The sequence below is a fragment of the Kitasatospora indigofera genome (genome assembly GCF_014655955.1).
GTDB lineage: Bacteria > Actinomycetota > Actinomycetes > Streptomycetales > Streptomycetaceae > Kitasatospora > Kitasatospora indigofera.
On record NZ_BNBO01000002.1, the window covers coordinates 399,940 to 418,696 of the forward strand.

The 18,757-nt window shown below is 75.8% G+C and carries 14 protein-coding genes; 5 read left to right on the forward strand and 9 right to left on the reverse strand.

Translation table 11 applies throughout. The features are described from left to right. The first annotated feature begins 79 nt into the window (after nt 1–79). Nucleotides 80–1,708 (forward strand): sigma-70 family RNA polymerase sigma factor, encoded by a 1,629-nt coding sequence (locus IE329_RS03655; protein ID WP_190209289.1) that lies wholly within the window; start codon nt 80–82, stop codon nt 1,706–1,708. Between the two features lie 123 nt (nt 1,709–1,831). On the opposite strand, the gene IE329_RS03660 is transcribed toward IE329_RS03655, so the two are convergent. From IE329_RS03660 to IE329_RS03670, 3 genes are all read right to left on the reverse strand, one after another. After that, on the reverse strand, nt 1,832–2,722 hold the full coding sequence (locus IE329_RS03660) for a CAP domain-containing protein (RefSeq protein ID WP_190209290.1): 891 nt from the start codon (nt 2,720–2,722) through the stop codon (nt 1,832–1,834). A 201-nt stretch (nt 2,723–2,923) separates the two neighbouring features. Beyond that, nucleotides 2,924–3,331, reverse strand: a complete 408-nt coding sequence (locus tag IE329_RS03665) for an NUDIX hydrolase (RefSeq protein WP_190209291.1) — start codon at nt 3,329–3,331, stop codon at nt 2,924–2,926. Nucleotides 3,332–3,701: 370 nt separating this feature from the next. Further along, complete coding sequence (locus tag IE329_RS03670) at nt 3,702–4,310, reverse strand: nucleotidyltransferase family protein (RefSeq protein WP_190209292.1); 609 nt, start codon at nt 4,308–4,310, stop codon at nt 3,702–3,704. A gap of 129 nt (nt 4,311–4,439) precedes the next feature. Here IE329_RS03670 and moaA point away from each other — a divergent pair, with 129 nt between their 5' ends. Beyond that, complete coding sequence (gene moaA / locus IE329_RS03675; protein WP_190209293.1) at nt 4,440–5,435, forward strand: GTP 3',8-cyclase MoaA; 996 nt, start codon at nt 4,440–4,442, stop codon at nt 5,433–5,435. Nucleotides 5,436–5,573: 138 nt separating this feature from the next. Here the strand turns inward: moaA and IE329_RS03680 are convergent, their stop codons facing one another. After that, nucleotides 5,574–6,527 carry a GlxA family transcriptional regulator gene (locus tag IE329_RS03680; RefSeq protein ID WP_190209294.1) on the reverse strand — a complete coding sequence of 318 codons (954 nt, stop codon included), beginning with the start codon at nt 6,525–6,527 and terminating at the stop codon, nt 5,574–5,576. Nucleotides 6,528–6,723: 196 nt separating this feature from the next. Between IE329_RS03680 and IE329_RS03685 the strand changes: the two genes are divergently transcribed. Together IE329_RS03685 and IE329_RS03690 are read left to right on the forward strand one after the other, a co-directional pair. Continuing rightward, nucleotides 6,724–7,656, forward strand: coding sequence for an NAD-dependent epimerase/dehydratase family protein (locus IE329_RS03685; RefSeq protein WP_190209295.1), 933 nt, complete (start codon nt 6,724–6,726; stop codon nt 7,654–7,656). Nucleotides 7,657–7,877: 221 nt separating this feature from the next. After that, nucleotides 7,878–8,627 (forward strand): HNH endonuclease family protein, encoded by a 750-nt coding sequence (locus tag IE329_RS03690; protein ID WP_190209296.1) that lies wholly within the window; start codon nt 7,878–7,880, stop codon nt 8,625–8,627. Between the two features lie 42 nt (nt 8,628–8,669). Here IE329_RS03690 and IE329_RS03695 read toward each other — a convergent pair whose 3' ends face one another. The 3 genes from IE329_RS03695 to IE329_RS03705 form a co-directional block, all read right to left on the reverse strand. Beyond that, nucleotides 8,670–9,506 carry a pentapeptide repeat-containing protein gene (locus tag IE329_RS03695; protein ID WP_190209297.1) on the reverse strand — a complete coding sequence of 279 codons (837 nt, stop codon included), beginning with the start codon at nt 9,504–9,506 and terminating at the stop codon, nt 8,670–8,672. A gap of 148 nt (nt 9,507–9,654) precedes the next feature. Beyond that, nucleotides 9,655–12,069 carry an ArnT family glycosyltransferase gene (locus tag IE329_RS03700; RefSeq protein ID WP_190209298.1) on the reverse strand — a complete coding sequence of 805 codons (2,415 nt, stop codon included), beginning with the start codon at nt 12,067–12,069 and terminating at the stop codon, nt 9,655–9,657. Between the two features lie 198 nt (nt 12,070–12,267). Continuing rightward, nucleotides 12,268–13,392 carry an alpha/beta hydrolase gene (locus IE329_RS03705; protein WP_229927135.1) on the reverse strand — a complete coding sequence of 375 codons (1,125 nt, stop codon included), beginning with the start codon at nt 13,390–13,392 and terminating at the stop codon, nt 12,268–12,270. 167 nt (nt 13,393–13,559) lie between these two features. Here IE329_RS03705 and IE329_RS03710 point away from each other — a divergent pair, with 167 nt between their 5' ends. Further along, nucleotides 13,560–14,636 carry a hypothetical protein gene (locus IE329_RS03710; protein ID WP_190209299.1) on the forward strand — a complete coding sequence of 359 codons (1,077 nt, stop codon included), beginning with the start codon at nt 13,560–13,562 and terminating at the stop codon, nt 14,634–14,636. A 113-nt stretch (nt 14,637–14,749) separates the two neighbouring features. Here IE329_RS03710 and IE329_RS03715 read toward each other — a convergent pair whose 3' ends face one another. Further along, a complete protein-coding gene (locus IE329_RS03715) occupies nt 14,750–16,801 on the reverse strand; it encodes a CocE/NonD family hydrolase (RefSeq protein WP_190209300.1) in 2,052 nt (683 codons plus the stop codon). A 240-nt stretch (nt 16,802–17,041) separates the two neighbouring features. Continuing rightward, on the reverse strand, nt 17,042–18,508 hold the full coding sequence (gene rox / locus IE329_RS03720) for a rifampin monooxygenase (RefSeq protein WP_190209301.1): 1,467 nt from the start codon (nt 18,506–18,508) through the stop codon (nt 17,042–17,044). Between the last annotated feature and the right edge of the window lie 249 nt (nt 18,509–18,757).

An 18,757-nucleotide genomic window follows, 5' to 3' on the forward strand; every position in this document is an offset into this window, starting at 1 on the left:
TTCCTGTTATCCGACCGGGTGGCCGGGGTCTCCGAGGGGTGCGGGGGTGTCAGGGTTCGGAGAGCTGAGGACGGTGCTGATGCAGGCGCGAACGGGGACACGGGCGCAGCAGGGCGGCGACGCGGTCGGGACGGCGGTGGTCGTCGCGGCGCAGGCCGGTGACGAGCGCGCCAGGGAGCGGCTGGTCGCCGCCTACCTGCCGCTGGTCTACAACGTGGTGGGCCGGGCGCTGGACGGCCACGCGGACGTGGACGACGTGGTGCAGGAGACCATGGTCCGGGTGATCGGCCGGCTCGACGGGCTGCGCGACCCGGCCGCCTTCCGGTCCTGGCTGGTGGCCGTCGCGATGAACGAGGTCCGCCGGCGCTGGTCGGCCCGCCAGCAGGCCGGCCTGACCGGGCTGGACGCCGCCGAGGAGGTGCCGGACCCGGGCGCGGACTTCGTGGACCTCACCATCCTGCGGCTCGGCCTGTCCGGCCAGCGCCGCGAGGTCGCCGAGGCGACCCGGTGGCTGGACGACCGCGACCGCGACCTGCTCGCCCTGTGGTGGCTGGAGACGGCCGGTGAACTCACCCGCGCCGAGCTGGCCGAGGCCCTGGAACTCTCCCCCCAGCACGCGGCCGTCCGGGTCCAGCGGATGCGCGAGCAGCTGGAGGCCGCCCGGGTGGTGGTGCGGGCCCTCGCCGCCGAACCGCGCTGCGCGGAGCTCGACGCGCTCACCGAGGCCTGGGACGGGAACCCCGCCGCCCTGTGGCGCAAGCGGATCGCCCGGCACGCCCGCGCCTGCGCCGCCTGCGCGGGGCACCGGCGCGGCCTGATGCCCGCCGAAGGCCTGCTGGCCGGCCTCGGCCTGCTGCCGCTGCCGCACCACCCGGCCGGGTACCTGCCGACGGCCGCGCAGTCCGGCGCGCCGGGCGGGGACGGCTCCGGCGGGGACGCCGGAGGGAGCGGCGGGGACGCGGGCCCGGGTGGCACGGGCGACGGCGGCCCTGGAACCGGTACGGGCGACGGCACGGGTGGTTCTCCCTCGGGCGGTCACGACGCGCAGGGCGGCCACGGCGGCCACGGGCCCGCCCGGCGGCGGCGCCGGACCGGCCGCGCGGTCGGCTCGGCGGTCGTGGTGCTCGCCCTCGGCGCCGCCGTCCTGGGCGCCCTGCGCGCGGCCCCCGAGCCGGACGCCGCACCGCCGCCGGTGGCCGCCGCGCCGCCCTCGCCCTCGTCCGCACCGGTGACCGAGACCGCCTCCCCGCAGCCCGTCGAACCCGTCCCGGTGGTCGTGCCCCCGGTCACGGCGACGCCGAGCCCCACCCCGAGCCCCACCGCGAGGACCGCCGAGCAGCAGATGGCGGACCGGATCAACGCCACCCGCGCCAAGCGCGGCTGCCCCGCCCTGAAGATCGACCCGCGGCTGCACAGCGCGGCGCAGAAGCACTCCGAGGACATGGCGGCCCGCAACTACTACGACCACGTCGACCCGGACGGCGGCCGGGCCGACAGCCGGATCACCGCCAGCGGCTACCGGTGGAGCCTCTGGGGCGAGAACATCGACCGCGGCCGCAAGGGCCCGGACGCGGTGGTGGACGACTGGATGGACGGTGCCATCCACCAGGACAACATGCTCGACTGCCGGTACACCGCGATGGGGCTGGGCACGGCGCCGAGCCCGGCCGGCACCCTGTGGACGCTGGACCTCGGCGCCTCCCGCTGATCCGGCGGGCCGTTCGTCCTTCGTCCGTCCCGTCCCGCTCCGCCGTTCACCGCCGTACCGCCCGCGCCTCCCGGCCGGGCGGTACCGGGGAGAAGGCGCGGGCGGCACGGCGGCGGGGCCCGATCAGCCGGCGGTGGCGAACACCTGGGTCCACCACGGGCCGCCGGAGCCCAGGGTGACCCCGACGCCGATCTCCTTGAAGTCGCAGTTGAGGATGTTGGCCCGGTGGCCGGGGCTGTTCATCCAGGCCTCCATCACGGCGGCGGCGTCCTGCTGGCCACGGGCGATGTTCTCGCCCCAGCGGCTCCACTTGTAGCCGGTCGCGTTGATCCGGGTGTCCGCGTGGTGGCCCTCGGGGTCGGCGTGGTCGAAGTAGTCGCGGGCGGCCATGTCGTCCGAGTGCACCTGCGCCGCGGACTGCAGCTTGGCGTTGACGGCCACCGGCGCGCAGCCGTGGTTGGCCCGTTCGGTGTTGACCAGCGCGGCGACCTGGTCGATGAACTGCGCGGCCTTGCCACCGGCCGGCGCGCCCGCGGCGGGGGAGGACTTGGCGGGGACCGGCGTCGCGGAGGCGGTGGCGGTCGGCCGGGCGGCCGCGCCGGTCGCCGGCGCGGCCTGCGGGGTCCCGGCCGTGGCGGTGGGCGAGGGGGCGGGCGCGGCCGTGCTCGGTGCGGCGCTGGGGGACGGCGCGGCGGACGGCTGTCCGGCGGCCGGGGCCGGTGAGCCGCCCGGTGAGCCGGTCGGGGCGGCAGGCGCCTGCGGTTCGGCGAGCTGGGCGGCCAGCAGCTTGTCGGGGGCGCTGGCGGCGGTCGGCCGTGCGCCCGAGCCGGCCGGTGGCGCCACCGTCGCGTACCAGCTCGCCACGCCGCCCAGGGCCACCGACCCGGCCAGCACCGCGAACAGCCTCGGCGCGGCGGAAGGTTTCTTCCGCCGGCCGCGCCGGCGTCCGTGCCGACTGACGGCGGTGCGGTCCTCGGCCCGGGCGTGACCGGTCACGGGGTGATCGCTGTTCATTCGGGTCCACGTCCTCTGCCTCAGGTGTTCTTGCGACACCTGGGAGACCCGGGGACGGCGGTCCGACAACGGAAATCCGCGGGAAAGATCCGGACGCCCGCGATTGCCGTCCGGCCGGGGCCGCAGCAGGCGGGCGGGACGACGTCTGCCGCCCGGTGCCGCCGCCGGCGCGAGCGCCTCGCCCCGAGGTCCTGCTCCTTCTCAGGGCAGTCGGCCCGAGGAATGAAGCATGTCGAACACCAGCTGGTCCACCGGGGAGACCCGGGCCCGATCGCCGTAGCCGAACCAGTCCGCCTCCGCGATCTCCCCCGAGGCCGCCAACGGACCGGTGTGCTCGGCGGTGTAACAGATCATCCGGAACTCGGCGCGTCCGTCGGAACTCCTCCGCGTCTCGAAGGTGCCGACGTGCACCATCGTGGCCGGGTCGACCCGGGACCGGAGCTCCTCGGTGATCTCGCGTGCCAGGGTCTCGGCGTCGGACTCACCCGGCTCCCTCATTCCGCCGGGGAGGTAGAAGACCTCCACGCCGCGGTCGCGCGTCACCAGCACCCGCCCGTCGCGCACCAGGACCCAGGCCACCTTCTCCGGAACGACCTCGATGTTCCCCATGCCCGGACCCTACCCACCCGCACCGGCCCGACAGCCTCGGCCGGTTGGTCCCCTGCCACCGCACCGCACCGCGGGGTACGGGGCTCACCACCGGTTCCTGTGCTCCGGGCGGTGCGGCGGCGCGGCCCGCCGCACTCTCCCGACTCGCCTCCTGGCGTGGCGGAGTGGGCGGTGCGGCCGCTGAACTCCCGGGCCGGGAGTGGGCCGGAGGACCGCTGCAGGGGAGCCGAAGGGAACGACGCCGGACGCACCCAGGACGAGCCGCCCGACGGGAGGTAACCCGCAGCAGCTCACGCAGCCACGCAGCCGACGCAGCCGACGCGGCCCACTCGGCCCACGCGGCGCCGGGCGCGGCGGCTCCGGACGGGTGTCAGCGGGCGGACGTCCAGCGGGCGAGGTCCGCCGGGGTGTCGAGGTCGTCGGGGACGGCGACGTCGGCGCACTCGACCAGGGTGACGGCGGCCGCGTGCGCGGCCAGCAGCGCCCGGGCGCCGGCGTCACCGGTGGCGCCGGCGGCTGCCTCGGCGAAGTGCCGGGCGCCGATCAGCACCGGGTGCCCGCGGCGGCCCTGGTACCCGGCGGCCGCGAGTTCGGCGCCGGCGCGGTGGGCGGCGAGCAGCCGGGCCACGGCGGCCGGGGTGACGCCGGGGGTGTCCACCAGCATCACCAGGACGGCGGAGGTGCCCGGGTCCAGCGCGGCCAGTCCGGCCCGCAGTGAGGAGCCCATGCCGCTCTCCCAGTCCGGATTGTCGACAAGGCGGCAGTCCGGCAGCCGGGCCTCGGCCCTGACCTGCTCGCGCGCCGCCCCCAGCACCACCGTCACCGGGCCGCAGCCGCCCGCCCGGACCACCCCGACCGCGTGCTCGACCAGCGGCCGGTCCCGGTGGCGGAGCAGTGCCTTCGGCCGGCCGCCGAGCCGGCGGCCGCCCCCGGCGGCCAGCACCAGGGCGGCGACGGCCCGCTGCGGCTGATCTTCCATGCGCCCAGCTTGCCCGCCCGGCCGGGCCGGTGCAGTTGTACGAATGCACAACACGATCCCGCAGGTCGCGGCGGCACCCAGGGTCTTCCGCCGCTGGATCTTCCGGGGTGCTGCGCCTGTACTGGGTCGATGGACACCGCACCTCCCCCGCTGGTCGACCGCTTCGGCCGGGTCCACACCGACCTGCGGGTATCCCTCACCGACCGCTGCAACCTGCGCTGCACGTACTGCATGCCGGCCGAGGGCCTCAACTGGCTTCCCAAGGCCGAGGTGCTCAGCGACGACGAGGTCGTCCGGCTGGTGCGGATCGCGGTGCGGCGCCTCGGCATCACCTCCGTCCGGCTGACCGGCGGCGAGCCGCTGCTGCGGCGCGGGCTGCCCGCCCTGGTGGCCCGGCTGACCGAACTGGGCCCCGAGGTCTCGCTCACCACCAACGGGATCGGCCTGGCCCGGACGGCGGCCGCGCTCCAGCAGGCCGGCCTGCACCGGGTGAACGTCAGCCTCGACACCCTGCGGGCCGACCGGTACGCCGAGATCACCCGCCGGGACCGGATCGCCGACGTGCTGGCCGGCCTGGCCGCCGCGCAGGCCGCCGGACTGGCCCCGGTCAAGGTGAACGCCGTTCCGGTGCGCGGGGTCAACGACGACGAGATCGTCGGCCTGGTCGAGTTCGCCGCCCGCCACGGCTACCGGATGCGCTTCATCGAGTCGATGCCGCTGGACGCCCAGGGCGCCTGGGACCGCGACAAGATGATCACCGCGGACGAACTGCTGGAGATCCTCGGCGCCCGTTGGGACCTCGTCCCGGTCGGCCGGCACGGCAACGCCCCGGCCGAGGAGTGGCGGATCGCCGGCACCGACACGGTGATCGGCGTGATCGCCTCGGTCACCCGGCCGTTCTGCGGCGGCTGCGACCGGGTCCGCCTCACCGCCGACGGCCAACTGCGCAACTGCCTGTTCGCGACCACCGAGTCCGACCTGCGGGCGCTGCTGCGCGGCGCGGCCGAGGACTCCGCGATCGAGGCGGCCTGGCGCCGCACCATCGCCCGCAAGGGCCCCGGACACGACATCAACTCCGCGGACTTCGTCCAGCCGGACCGCCCGATGTCGGCCATCGGCGGCTGACCGCGGGCCGGCTGCCCGGGGCCGGCCGGCCACGGGCAGGCTGCGCCGCCGGCCGACCGGCCGGCGGCCGCGCGGTGCTTCGCCGACGGCCGGCAGGCCGGTCCGCCTCAGCTGCGGCGGCTGCAACTCCCGTCCGCCTCAGGGGCGTCGGCCGGGCCTGGCGAACTTGGCCCGGTAGGCGCGCGGCGTCAGCCCGACCCGTTGCACCAGGTGCCGCCGCAGCGAGTCCGCCCCGCCCAGGCCGCTCCGCCCGGCGACCTGTTCCACCGACAGGTCCGTCGACTCCAGCAGCTCCCTGGCCCGCTCGATCCGCTGGGTCAGCAGCCACTGCAGCGGACTGACGCCCGCCTCGGCCAGGAACCGCCGGTGCAGGGTGCGGACGCTGACCCCGGCGTGCGCGGCCAGCTCCGCCGAGGACAGCGGCCGGTCCAGGCGGTCCAGCGCCCAGCCCCTGGTCGCCGCCAGCGAACGGCCGTCGGCCGCCGCCACCGGCCGGCCCACCGACTGCTCCTGCCCGCCGTGCCGCACCGCCGAGACGACCGTCAGCCGGGCCACCGCGTTGGCCACCGAGGCGCCGTGGTCCGCGCGGACCATGTGCAGGCAGAGGTCGATCCCCGCGGTCAGCCCGGCGGAGGTCAGCACCGGGCCGTCCTCGACGAACAGGACGTCCGGCAGGACGCGCACCGACGGGAACCGGTGGCCGAGGGCCCCCGCCTGCACCCAGTACGTGGTGGCGCTGCGCCCGTCCAGCAGCCCCGCCTGGGCGAGGACGAAAGCACCGGTGCAGATCGAGGCGATCCGGGCGCCCCGCCCGGCCGCCGCCCGGAGGGCGGCCAGCACCCGGGGGTCGGCCTCGGCCCGCGAGCCCGATCCGGTCACCATCACGGTGTCCGCGCCGGCCAGCACCTCCAGCCCGTGCGGGACGACCACCCGCAGGCTTCCCGTGGTCTCCACCGGCCCGGGCTCCGGGGCGCACACCAGTACCTCGTACGCCGGGCCGCCCGCCACCTCGGCCGCGCCGAAGACGAGTTCGGGGATGGACAGGTCGAAGGCGGTGACCGGGGCGACGGCCACCACGGCGATCCGATGCATGGCCAGAACCTCCGGATCCGTGGCAGCCCGGCCACTGTTTCACACCGGCGCGCGGGCACAGAGTGGAGCTGTTCCCGAGCGCCCGGCGCACGGCCGCGCTCCCCGCCACGGCCGGGGCCGGAAGTCCGCGCGGGACCCCGACCCGGGCCCGTCCCGCGCACAACTCCGCCGCCGTACCACCCTCTTGGAGAGAGCCATGTCCCGCTACGTCGTCCTCGGCGCCGGATCGACCGGCACCGCCACCGCCCGCCTGCTCGCCGACGAGGGGGAGAGCGTCCGGCTGATCACCCGGGGCGGTTCGGGGCCGGTCCACCCCGGGATCGAGCGGGTCGCCGCCGACGCCACCGACCCGGACCGCCTCACCGCGCTGGTCGAGGGCGCCACCGCCCTGGTCAACTGCGCGGCGCCGCCGTACGACCGCTGGAAGCAGGAGTTCCCGCCGCTGGCCGCGTCGCTGCTCACCGCCGCCACGCGGACCGGGGCCGGGTACGTGATGCTCGGCAACGTCTACGCCTACGGGCCGGTGGACGGGCCGGTCACCGAGTCGCGGCCGCCGGCGCCGGCCGGCGTCAAGGGCGAGCTGCGGGCCGCGATGTGGGCGGACGCGCTGGCCGCGCACCGGGCCGGCCGGGTGCGGGCGACCGAGGTCCGGGCGGGCAGTTACTTCGGGCCCGGCGCCCAGTCGCTGTTCCTGCTGATGGCCGGCCGGCAGCTGGCCGCCGGCGAGCCCGCCGCCTACTACGCGGACCTGGACGCGCCGCACAGCTGGGCCGCCCCGGTGGACGTGGCCCGCACCCTGGTCGCGGTGGCCCGGGCCGGCACCGGCTGGGGCGAGGTCTGGCACGTGCCCAGCTTCGCCACGCTCTCCGCCCGCGAGCTGGCCGCCCGGCTGGCCGCCGCGGCCGGCGCCCCGGCGCCCCGGCTGACCGCGACCAGTGACCGGGAGCTGGCCGAACTCGCCCTGGACGCACCCGTCCTGGGCGAGGTCGCCGAGATGCGGTACCTCACCCACCGGCCGTTCGTGCTGGACTCCACCCGGACCGAGCGGGTGTTCGGCGTCCGGGCCACGCCGGCGGCGGAGGTGGTGGCCGCGGTCGCCGCCGAACTCACCGCCGAACCCGCCGCCTGACTCGCCGGGGGCCTCGCCGCGGACCTCGCGGGGGCCGGCGGCGGGCCGCGGCGGCCGGACCGGGGCAGCCGGGCCGGCGGATCGTGGGGCGGTCCGCCCGGCGAACCGGAATGTGAGGTTCGACATGACCGCGGCGCGCCTCGTCCCGAACGCTTGACCGGGCGTGGGGCGGCTGGTCTGCTGGTGCGCCGTCACCCGCCGACCCGACCCGGGAGTCCACCGTGCCCGCCCGCCGCCGCGCCCTGTCCACGACCGCCGCCCTGCTGCTCTCCGCCCTGGCGCTGGCGGGGTGCACCGGCGACCCGGTGACCTCCGGCGACAGCGCCCCGTCCGGCGGTCGCGGCACCAGCCCGCTGCAGAACCCGGACGGCACCAAGCCCGGTCTGGCGCCGATCACTTCGGCGGCGGACCTGAGTGCGGCCCGCGACCTGATAGCCAAGGTCCGGACGGCGGCGGCCGGTCCCAAGGACGGCTACGACCGCGACCAGTTCGGGCCCGCCTGGACGGACAACGTCGACGGGGTCGCCCTCGGGCACAACAAGTGCGACACCCGCAACGACCTGCTGGCCCGGGACGGCCGGTCGGTCGAGCGCAAGGACGGGTCGGACTGCACGGTGACCGCGATGACCATCTACGACCCGTACACCGGCAAGACCGTGAAGTGGTCCAAGACGCAGGCGTCGAGGATCCAGATAGACCATGTGATGCCGCTGTCCTACGACTGGCAGATGGGCGCCGCCAAGTGGGACAAGGCGAAGCGGGTGCAGATAGCCAACGACCCGCTCAACCTCGTCCCGGCCGACGGGCAGCAGAACGCGTCGAAGGGCGACTCGGGGCCGTCCGTCTGGCTGCCCGCCGCCACGGCCGTCCGGTGCTCGTACGTCGTCCGCTTCGCGCAGGTCTCGCTGAAGTACGCCCTGCCCGTCACCGAGGCGGACAAGAAGGCGATGCTCCAGCAGTGCGGGGGCTGACGGCCCCCGGCGTCGGACCGGGCGCCGGACCGGCCGTCGTTGTCAGGACCAGTGCGCCGGGCGGGTCAGCGCGGCCGGCAGCCGGGTGGCGGCGTCGCCCTTCGCGGCGTTCAGCTGGGCCTGGGTCAGGAAGATGCTGCCGGTGAGGTCGGCGCCGCCGATCCTGGCGTCCCGGAAGTCGGCACCGATCAGGTCGGCGCCGCGCAGGTCGGCGCCGGTGAGGTCGGCGGCGATCAGGTAGGCGCCGCGCAGGTTGGCGCCCCGCAGGTCGGCCTTGCGGAGCCGGGCGCCGATCAGGTCGGCGCCGCGGTGGTCCTTGGCCTTGCGTCCGGCGGTGGCGCGGTGGAGTTCGCTGGTGCGCAGCAGCAGTTCGTTGACGCGCCCGCGGTGGGCGGCGACGTCCAGCCCGGCGAGGTCGTCGGCGCTCTGCCGGGTGAGCCGCTCGGTGTCGTCGAGCGCGCCGCGCAGGTCGGCGTGCACCGGACGGGCGGCCGGCAGGGTGAGCGCCTCGGTCAGGTACCAGAGCAGTTCGTGGAGCTGCCGGACGACCGGGAACACCTCGAACATCTGCCGCGAGGTCTCCGGGGCCTGCCGCCAGTCGCGCCCGCCGAAGGTCACCTGGGAGACCTGCTGCCCGGCGCCGAAGCAGTCGTACACCGTGCAGCCCTGGAAGCCCTCCTGGCGCAGCCGGGTGTGGATGCCGCAGCGGAAGTCGGCCTGGAGGTTCTTGCAGGGCTTGCCCGCCTCCTTGCCGACGGCGAAGTCCGCCGAGGCGGCGAAGGGCAGGGCCACGCAGCAGAGCCCGAAGCAGTTCGAGCAGTCGGCCCGCAGGTCGGGGCGGCTCTCGGCGGGTGGTGCGGCGGTGCGGTCCTCGGACACTGCGTGGGGGTCCCTCGTGCGTGGATCGGTGGTGCTGTCTGGTCCGGATCGTACCGCGCACGAGGGTGGGGCGGTCCGCTGTCGCGGTCCGCCCCACCTTCGTCCCGTCCCGCCGTTCCCGGCCGGCCGTCCCGTCGCGCGGGGCCGGTCAGCCGGTGGGGGCCGTCAGGTCGTAGATCGTCGCGTTGCCGACGGTCTTGGCGGTGAAGTGCGACGCCACCCAGGTGGCGATCTCCGAGGACTCGGACGAACCGCCCATGCCGCCGCCCGTGCCGCCCGGCATCCCGCCGCCGGTGGTACCTGCCGCGCCGGTGGTACCTGCCGCGCCGGTGGCACCCGCCGTGCCGGCGGCCCCGTTCTCGGCGCCGGCCGCGGCGGTGGTGCGGCCGCCCGTCCCGCCGCCCATGCCGCCGCCGATGAAGTAGTGGATCTTCCCCTCGTTCACGTACTGCTGGAAGGCGCTCAGGGTCAGCGAGGGGTCGGTGCCGTTGAAGCCGCCGAGCGCCATCACGGGCTCGCCGGTGGCCAGCTGGTAGCTGGCCTGGTTCTGCGAGCCGACCGCCGCCGCGACCCAGGTGTACCGGCCGGCGTCCTGCTTCAGCAGGTTCGCGAGTTCACTGCCGACCTGGGCACCGTTGAGCAGGCCGCCCATGCCGCCGCCCGTGCCGCCGCCCCGGCCGCCGAAGCCGCCCTGCGGCATCCCCGGGAAGCCGTTCTGACCGCCCGGCAGCGTCTGGCCGTTCTGACCCTGGCCGTTCTGGCCCTGGCCGTTCTGGCCCTGGCCGGGCAGGCCCTGGGCGTTCTGCCCCTGCGGCATCCCGGGGAAGCCGTTCTGGCCCTGGCCGAGCTGCCCCTGGCGCTGGCCCGTGCCCGGGAACTCCATGGCGCCCCCGCGCCCGCCGAAGCCGCCGCGCCCGCCGCCGGGGCCGAAGCCCCCGCCCTGCACCTGCGGTCCGGCCGTCACGATCGACCCCGAGTGCCCGGTGGACACCGTGTCCACGGCGTACGCCGCCGGGCCGCCCAGCGCCGCCGCCAGGCCGACCAGCCCGGTCACCGCGGCCAGCCGGGCCGTCAGCCGGCCCGCCAGCAGCAGGGCCGCGGCCGCGGCGAGTCCGCCGGTCAGCACCGCCCAGCGCAGCCAGGGCAGGAAGTCCGCGCTGCGCCCGAGCAGGACGTACGACCAGACCGCGGTGACGGCGAGGGTCGCGCTCAGCACCGCCGCGTACGGCAGCCGGTGCCGGACCCGCCAGAGGCCGTCCACGCCCATGCCCACCAGCGCGGCGACCGCGGGGACGAGGGCCACCGTGTAGTACTGGTGGAAGATCCCCGACATGAAGCTGAAGGTCAGCGCGGTGCAGACCAGCCAGCCGCCCCAGACCAGGAAGGCCGCCCGGGCGCTGTCGGTCCGCGGGAAGCGCCGGGTCGCCCAGAGGCCGAGGACCAGCAGGATCAGCGCGGCCGGCATCAGCCAGGCGATCTGGCCGCCGATGTCGCCGTCGAAGAGCCGGGTGATGCCGGTGCTGCCCCACATGCCGCCACCGCCGCCCGCACCGCCGCCGCCACCGCCGACGCTGCCGGTCTCGTTGCCGGTGATCCGGCCGAAGCCGTTGTAGCCGAAGGTCACCGACAGGAAGCTGTTGTCCTGCGAGCCGCCGATGTACGGCCGGTCGGCCGCCGGGACGAGCTGCACGACCGCCACCCACCAGCCGGCCGAGACGACCGTCGCCAGCGCGCCGAGGAGCAGCTGCCGCACCCGCCGGCCGAGGCCGGCCGGCGCCACCACCAGGTAGATCAGGGCGAAGGCCGGCAGCACCAGGAAGGCCTGGAGGGTCTTGGTGAGGAAGCCGAAGCCGAACATCACGCCGGTGAAGAGCATCCAGCGGGTGCTCGCCGTCTCGGTGGCCCGCAGCACGCCGTAGGCGGCCAGGGTGAGCAGCAGCACCAGCAGCGCGTCCGGGTTGTTGAACCGGAACATCAGCGCCGCGACCGGGGTGAGGGCCAGCGCGCCGCCGGCCACCAGGCCGCCCAGCGGCGAGAAGCGCCGGCGCACCGCCGCGTACACGGTGCCGACGGTGGCGACCGCCATCAGGACCTGCGGGGCCAGGATCGCCCACGAGCTCAGGCCGAAGATCCGCACCGAGAGGGCCATCGGCCAGAGCGACATCGGCGGCTTGTCGACGGTGATGAAGTTCGCCGCGTCCGAGGAGCCGTAGAAGAAGGCCTTCCAGCTCTGGCTGCCGGCCTGGACGGCGGCGGAGTAGAAGGAGTTCGCCCAGCCGGAGGCGCTCAGGTTCCAGAAGTAGAGGACGGCCGTCGCCGCCAGCAGGCCGAGGAAGGCCGGCCGGGCCCACCGCGGGTCGTCCGCGCGGCCGCGCCAGGTGCGGGCCGGCAGGGTGCGCAGGCGCCCGCCCCAGGACGCCGGACCCTTCGGGCCGCGCGGCGGCAGGGCGGCGGGCGGGAAGATCGGGTCGACCGTGGCGCGCGCCGGGGCCTGCGGCGGCGGGTAGTTCGCAGCCTCGGGCCACGGGTCGCTGGTCGGAGGGAAGGAACTGGTCGTGGTCATGGGAATACGCTCGGCCGGGTGGCTGAGAGCATCATGAGACCCGGCTATGAGTGGCCTGTGATCTTGCCAGGATCATCCGGCGGGGGTGACCTGAGCCCGCCGGGAGCCCGCCGGGAGCCCGCCGGGCCTTCGCCGGACCGGCCGGCCGGGGCGCGTCCCGGCCCACCGCCCGGCCTGCGCCCGGGGCCGGTCCGCCGGTCAGGCCGGGGCCCCCTGGGGGACCGTCAGGTGCTTGCCGAGCCACTCCAGGGCGGGCGGGATCTCCCGGGTCCAGGTGTGGAAGTTGTGGCCGCCGGTGTCCAGGGTGATGGTGGACAGCACGGTGGGGGCCTTGAAGGCGCCCACCATGGCCTGGGTCTCCTGGTAGTTGTTCTCGTCGTAGCTGGTGGCCAGCAGCAGGGCGACCGGGGCGGCCGGCTTGTTCCGGAGCCGCCAGACCAGGTCGTTCTCCTGCTTGAGCCGGTCGTCCCCCGCGAACAGGTCGCCGGTGGTCTGGTCGATCGGCGCCGTGTAGTAGCCGGACAGCGAGATCGCCGAGCGGTACGCGTCGGGCTTGCGCAGGGCGAACTTCAACGCGCAGTACCCGCCGGTGGAGTTGCCGATCACGGCCCGCGCGCCGGGGTCGTCGGCGATCCGGTAGGTGGTGGCGAGCGCCTTCGGCAGGTCGGCGGTGAAGAAGGTCTCGACCTGCGGGCCGCCGGGCACGTCCATGCACTCGGTGTCCCGGTTTCCGGCGATCGTCGGGCGCATCAGCACCAGGACGGTCGGCGGGAGCTTCTTCTGCTCGATGGCCTGCAGCGTGGACGCCGGGTAGTGCATCAGCGAGATGAGCTTCTCGGCCGAACCGGGGTAGCCGGCCAGCACCAGGGCCATCGGGAAGGCGTGCTTGGCGTACTGGGGCTGGAAGTACTGCGGCGGCAGGTAGACGTACGCCTCGCTGCGCAGGCCGCTGGCGGCCCCGTTCACGTCGATCCTCTGGATCAGGCCCGAGCGTTCCCGCACCGATCCCTGGGCGGAGTAGACCCGCTGTTCACCCATCACGGCCACCGCGGCGTTGGGCCGGTGGTCGACCACGGTGCCGGGCCCGCCGTCGGAGCCGAGCAGGTCGCTCCAGGAGCTGTAGAAGCCGAAGTAGCCGTTGGCGATGAGGCCCATCGCGACCAGGACGGCCAGCTGGGTGGCGAGGAAGGCCCCGATCCGGCCGAGCCAGTCCTTCCAGGTCCGGCCGCCGAATCTCGGCCAGAGCCACATGGTGGCGGCGAACACGGCGATCGCCACGAGGACGGCGATGATCTGCAACGGGAGTCCGGTGAGCCTGAACACTCCCTGATCGTAGTGGACCGGCAGGTGCGCCCCTGTGCGCGCCCCTTGCGCGCCCTGTGCTGCTCCCGGCCGCCCCGCGGGCCCGCCCGAATCGAGTTGACCGGTTCCGCGCGGCCCGGGACCATCATGACGGGGACCAGCACCAACAAGGCAACGGGGGGCCTGTCTTGGCCGAAGCACGCGGGACGTCGGACAGCACGTCGGACACCGTCACGAGGACCGCACGGGGCACGGCCGCGGACGGCGGCCCTGGCACCATCACGACCGCCGCGCCGGTCCGTACCCGGAGCACCCGGCGCGCGCTGGCCGCCGCGTCCCTGCTGGCCGCCGGCGCCCTGGTGCTGGCCGGGTGCAGCGGTGGTTCGACGGGGTCCGGCCCCGGTGCCGGGCGGACGGCCGCCGCGCCGCCCGTCTCCACCCCGCCGCCCGTCCCGACGCCGACCCCGACCCCGTACGGGCCGGTGCTGGCCAAGTGGATCGGGCCGCTGGACGCCGAGCTCGCGAAACTGCCGCAGGCCGCCGACCTGATCGCGCTGGGGGCCGCGCTGAAGGAGGTCGGCTCCAAGGCCGTGCTGGCGGGCGCCGGTCTGAAGCTGGCCACCGAGCCGGCGGCCGCCTCCGCCGCGCACCGGCAACTGCTGGTCGCGCTGGACGCGCTCAGCGACCACATCGACACCGTCCAGGACGAGATCCACAGCGGCAAGTACTGTGCGACCGGCTCCGCCCTGGCGCGCTTCGGCCAGGCCGAGGCGCTGACGACCATTCCGGCCGCGCTGGCGGCCCTCGCCGCGGCCGGCTACCCGGCGACCCTGACCGTGCCGGCGACCGGCCAGCTCCAGCAGCGGGCGCTCGACAACGGCACCATGGTGCGCGAGGGCAGTCTCGACGGCCGGGGTGAGCTGAGCATCGAGAACGGCGGCAGCGGCGACGCGGTGCTCTCGCTCGCGAAGGACGGCAAGTCGGTCCACTCGGTCTACGTCGGCAAGGGCCAGACCGCCAAGTTCAAGGGCATCGAGGACGGCACCTACGAGGTCTTCTTCGCGGGCGGCTCCGACTGGGACCCGGCCACCAAGGCGTTCACCCAGGGTTGCGACTTCAGCAAGTTCGACGAGCCGTTGGAGTTCAAGACCACCCGGACGTCCTCCGAGATCCGCTGGAGCACCTGGACGCTCAGCCTGCAGGCGGTGGTCGGCGGCAACGCCAGGACCACTGACGTACCGGCAGGCTCCTACCCGCAGCCGTGACGGCGGGGCGGGCCGGCCCGTACGCGCCGGCCCGCCCGTCCGCCGGCGATCCGTCCGTCCGCCGCGGGTGCCGGACCGTCAGCCCCGGCGGCCCCCACACAGGTCGGCCGCCGTCAGGGCGTCTCGCGCGGGATCCGGCGTTCCCAGGCGCGGCTGAACACCACCGAGCCGGCCTCCAGCGCGCTCACCCGGCTGCGGGCGGTGATGTGGGTGGCGTCGCAGTCGAGCTCCGAGCGGGTCCGGACGGTGACGTCCCAGCCGATGTCCGGGCGCTCCAGGCGGACGGTCCGGTCGGTGCGGGCGGAGGCGCTCAGCGGGTCGCCGGAGAGGATCCGGTACGCCTCGACGGTCCGTTCCTCGTGGACGAGTCCGTCGGGAAGGATCCACGGGCCGCCGGATCCCGGGTCCACCTCCAGGCGCCACTCGCCGGCGGCGACGTCCCTGATCACCACGCGTCCGGGCCGGCCGGTCAGCGGTTCGGGGCGGCGGACGTCCAGCGGCGCGGCCTGCTCCGGCGGGCCGAAGCCGATCGGCGCGCTGCCCGCGTCGGCGGCCAGGTGGCGGACGGGGAGGGTCAGGGTGCTGCGGGACGGGTCCAGGTCGAAGCCCTCGTCCTGCGGCTGCGGCCAGACCCACGGCCAGTACGCGGAGGACAGCGCCAGCCGGAGCCGGTGGCCGGGCGGCAGGGCGTACCCGGTGCCGGCCAGCTCGACGGTGACGTCCACCGTGGCGTCCTGGGCGCCGCCGGCCGGCCCCCCGGTCGCCGGCCCGTCCTGCGGGCGGGTGACGAGTGCGAGCACGCCGCGGGTGATCAGGGCGGAGGAGCCGTCGGGCGCGACGTCGCAGAGCCGGGCGGCCACCTGTCCGCGGGGGCCCCGGCCGCGCAGCCGCAGCCGCAGCGCGGGCCGGCCGAGGATCTCCACCGGCTCGGGGAGCGGCGTGGAGTCGAAGCAGACCGAGCGGCCGTCCTCCTCCCGCTGGTCGGGCGGCAGGTCGGCGGCGCGGCCGGCCGGGTGCGGGCTGCCGGCGTCCACCCCGGTGTGCTGCGGCGAGCGGACATGGACGAAGCGGTCGTCGGAGGGGGTGCCGGCGGTGCGCAGCGCGGTGTCCAGGCCGTAGTGGATCTCGCGGACGTCGGGGGAGGGCCAGGACTCCTCGCCGCACCAGCGGCCCGGCCGGTCCCCGTCCTCGCCGGCCGGCCCGGACCCGTCGATCCAGCTGCGCAGCGCCGGCTCGGCGAGTACCCCGGTGTCGGCGCCCTTGAGCCAGTGGTCCCACCAGCGCAGGCTCTCCTGGAGGAATCCGACCGCTGGGCCGGGCGGCAGGCCCTGGTCGGGGTACTGCTGCGACCAGGGGCCGAGCAGGCCGCGGACGGGCGCGGTCAGGTGCTCGACCAGCCGGAGCACGGTGTCCCGGCCGGGGGCCGCCCAGCCGCCGACGGCCAGTACGGCGGCCCTGATCGCGCGGTACTCCTCGGCCTCCCGGCCTGAGCGCCCTTCCCCGGCCCCGGCCCGGTGGGTGAGCCAGGGGTGGACGGGCGGTTCGAGGGCGGCCAGCCGGTCCAGCCAGATCCGGCGCCAGTCGTCGCCGACGTACCGCGGGTCGGGCGGGCAGGCGGCGAGGGACAGCAGGCCGGCGGACCGGGCGTGGGTGCCGGCGGCGAGCAGCGCGCCGCCCAGGTGGTGGGCGTCGCCGTCGCGGTGGTCGTCGTCGGCGCAGACGGCGACCACCGCCTTGAGCGCGGGGGGTGCGAGCGCGGCGATCCGCAGGGCGGTGGTGCCGCCCCGGGCCAGCCCGAACATCCCGACGTTCCCGCTGCACCAGGGCCGGGCGGCCAGCCACCCGACGACGGCGACGCCGTCCGCGAGCTCCTGCGCCGAGTACTCCTCGCCGGGCAGCCCGCCCGAGTTGCCGTGGCCCCGGACGTCCACCCGGACGGAGGCGTAGCCGTGCCCGGCGTACCAGGGGTGGCGCTCGGTGTCGCGGGCCGCCGTCCCGTCGGCGAGCCGGCCGGGCAGGTACTCCAGCAGGGCGGGCACGGCCTCCTCGGTCACCGGGCGCCAGATCCTGGCGTGCAGTTCGACCCCGTCCGCCAGCGGGACGCGCACGTCCTCCCGGACGGTCCGGTACGCGTAGGACGCCGGGTGCTGCGCGGTCTGCGGCATGGCCCCTCCTCGGTGTCACGGCCCAGATCACCGTGCGGGCGGGCCGGCCCGGGGCCGCCCGCCCACCGGGTGGTCAATCAGAATCAGACAATAGTGGAGGGTATGTCCGATTTCCTGATGGCCCGTGGCGCCGGGGGCGGGGCTGCGGCCCTCCGGTGGCCAGTGCCCTGTCCCGGGCCGGTCCCCGCGGGGCCGGGGCTGCGCGGCGCGCGCCCGCGCGCCTGCGCACCCGCCCGGCGCTCAGCCGGCCGGGGCGCCGAACCACTTCGGCAGCCGGTCCAGCAGCTCCTGCTGGTCGTCGCCGGCCCAGGCCACGTGGCCGTCCGGCCGCAGCAGCACCGCGGGCACGTCCAGCTCCTCGCTGACGTCCACGACGTGGTCGACCCGGTCCGCCCAGCCCTCGACCGACAGCCGGCCGGTCTGGTCGAGCAGCAGCCCGCGGCCGGCGTGCATCTGCCCGTAGAGACGCCCCCGCTTCAGGCCGATGTCCCGCATCCGGCGGCCGAGCAGCTCGTGCCCCTCGCCGAGGTCGTAGCGGACCGCGATCGCGGTGATCTTCTCGATCAGGTGGTGGTTGACCTCCTCGATGTCCATCAGCTCGGCCAGCAGCCGGCGTACCGCCCGGGGGCCCGGCTCGGTCGACATCAGCTGGATCTGCGCGCGGGTGTTGTCCAGCACCTCGGCGGCCACCGGGTGCCGTTCGGCGTGGTAGCTGTCCAGCAGCCCCTCCGGCGCCCAGCCGTTGATCTCGGCGGCCAGCTTCCAGCCGAGGTTGAAGGCGTCCTGCACCCCCAGGTTGAGCCCCTGCCCGCCGGTCGGCGGGTGGATGTGCGCCGCGTCGCCGGCCAGCAGCACCCGGTCGACCCGGTAGCGCTCGGCCAGCCGGGTGGCGTCGCCGAAGCGGGAGAGCCAGCGCGGTGAGTGCACCCCGAAGTCGGTGCCCGCGTGGGCCCGCAGCTGCTGCCGGAACTCCTCCAGGTCCGGCGCGACGGTACGGTCCTCGGCCACTCCCTCGGCGGGCACCACCACCCGGTACAGCCCGTCGCCCATCGGCATGGCGCCGAACCGCAGCTGGGTCTTGCGGACCTCGGCCACGGTGGCGGCCACCGCCTCCGGCGACGCGGCCGCCTCCATCACGCCCAGCAGCGTCTCGACCCTGGAGGGCTCACCGGGGAAGCCGACGCCGAGCAGTTTGCGCACCGTGCTCCGGCCGCCGTCGCAGCCGACCACGTAGCGCGCCCGCAACCGGGTGCGTCCCCCGCCGGCGGCGCCCGTGCCGGCGCCGGTGCCCGCGTCGGCGAGCTCGACGGTCACCCCGTCCTCGTCCTGGCTCAGCCCGACCAGTTCGCAGCCGCGCCGGATCTCCACGCCCACCTCGGTGGCGTGCTCGGCCAGCAGCCGCTCGGTGATCTCCTGCGGGATGGCCAGGACGTACGAGTGCGCGGTGTCCAGCCGCTCGGGCCAGGCGGTGCCGAGGCCGGCGAAGAAGCCGCCGACCGTGAACTTCCTGCCCAGCGGGAGGAAACTCTCCAGCAGGCCGCGCTGGTCCATCACCTCGACGCTGCGCGCGTGCAGCCCCTGCGCCCGGGACTGCTTGGTCGGCTCGGCCTCCTTGTCGACCACGAGCACCCGCACGCCGTGCAGCCGCAGCTCGCCGGCCAGCATCAGGCCGGTCGGTCCACTGCCGACCACGATCACGTCCATCATCACAACCGCCCCGTTTCCCACATCGTCCGTCCGCCGCTCGCACCGCCCGGCGCGGTGGCGGGCACGGCCCGCGCCGGCCCGGGGCCGCGCGTCGTGCCCGCCGTCGCGCCGAAGGGACCCGTACCCGGGCAAAAGCACCCGAACGTGGCGAATCCCTGATTTCGGTGATTTCTGGCTTCGATCGGAGATTGTGCAGCACGACGGGGGCCTTGCCGCAAGGCCCCCGGTGGGATATATGTTGAGAGTGGC